This window comes from Anaerotruncus sp. 1XD42-93 (assembly GCF_009917605.1).
In the GTDB taxonomy this organism is placed as follows: domain Bacteria; phylum Bacillota; class Clostridia; order Oscillospirales; family Ruminococcaceae; genus Anaerotruncus.
In genome coordinates, this window is record NZ_QZEG01000173.1 from 1 (window position 1) to 1,376 (window position 1,376).

1 protein-coding gene is annotated in these 1,376 nt (G+C 58.0%); it reads right to left on the reverse strand.

Going from position 1 to position 1,376, the window contains the following annotated elements:
* Window positions 1–1,376, reverse strand: a 1,376-nt coding sequence (locus D5269_RS17820) for a DEAD/DEAH box helicase family protein (RefSeq protein WP_158605090.1), incomplete at both ends; no start/stop codon positions are given.

The following is a 1,376-nucleotide window of genomic DNA, read 5'->3' on the forward strand; positions in this document are numbered from 1 at the left end:
GTGGCAACCAGCACCTTTGCGCCGGGGTAAAGGCGCAAAAAATCGCCGCCCCATTGTTCCGTTAAGTGGTTGGGGACGACGAATAAGGATTTCTGGTTCAGGCCCAGCCGCTTGCCCTCCATTGCGGCGGCAATCATTTCAAAGGTCTTGCCCGCGCCGACACAGTGGGCGAGCAGTGAATTTTTTCCGTAGAGCATCCGCGCCACGGCGTTTTCCTGATGGGTACGCAGGGCAATTTCCGGGTTCATGCCCGCAAAACGGATATGGGAACCGTCATATTCGCGGGGACGGATGCAGTTGAATTTCTCGTTGTACCGCCTGCAAAGGGTTTCCCGGCGCTCCGGGTCTTTGAAAATCCAGTCCTTGAACGCTTCGCACATGGCTTCCTGCTTCTGCTGGGCGATGGCGGTCTGCTTTTCGTTGAGGACGCGCACCTCCTTTCCGTCCTCCATCTTTGTATCGAAGATCCGCACATCCCGCTGGTTTAAGGTCTGCTCAAAGATTTCATAAGCGTTGATGCGCTTTGTGCCGTAGGTGGCGTAGACGCGCACGTTATCCCGGTTGTCCGCGCTTTTGCCCTGCACGTTCCATTCGCCGGTGACGGGGGCATATTGCAGCTTGATTTTCCGCTCCTGCAAGTATGCAGGCGTGTGGAGCAGTTCAAACATAAACTGCTGGTAATACCTGGGGTCTATCCAGGACGCGCCGATCCGGACGCTGATTTCAGAAGCGGTCAGGTCTTTGGGCTGCACCTGTTCCAGCTTTTCGGCGTTGACGGCAAACTGCGGGTTTTCCTTGGCGGCGGCGCGGGCAATCGCTAACTTGGCCCGGACGTTGCCGGAAAGGTATTCGTCCGCCGTCTGCCAGCCCTGGTGCCAGTGTGTGCCGCCGTCCTCCAGGTCAAAGGGGCCGGTGGAGGGGTCTTTGAAGATGATGCCCTTTAAGTCCTCCACAATCTGCGGGATTTTTTCAGAGCCGCCCATCAGGGACGCCATGTAGCCCAAATCCACGCAGGCTTTCTCCCCGATAGATACCGCCAGCGCCTCCACAGCCGTGTCCACGCTGGTAACGGCGCGGTGGGTCTGGATGGTGCGCCGGGTGAACATATCCGCCTTGCGTTCCAGTTTCCCCTCCTCGTTGATGATTTCCAGGGAGCAGAGCAGCGGGTAGGAGGAATCCTGTTCAAAGGCCAGCTTGTTGCCGGTGCTGTTAAGAAGCCCGTATTTTGCGCTGAACGCATCATAGAGCCGGTTTAATTTTGCCTGCTCGGACTGGATTTCGGTATCGTCCGCGCCGGCAAGCTGCAAGTCAATCAGGCGGCGGGCGCTGTCCCGGATGCCGATCATGCCCTTGACGCGCTCCGTGGGGGTTTTGCC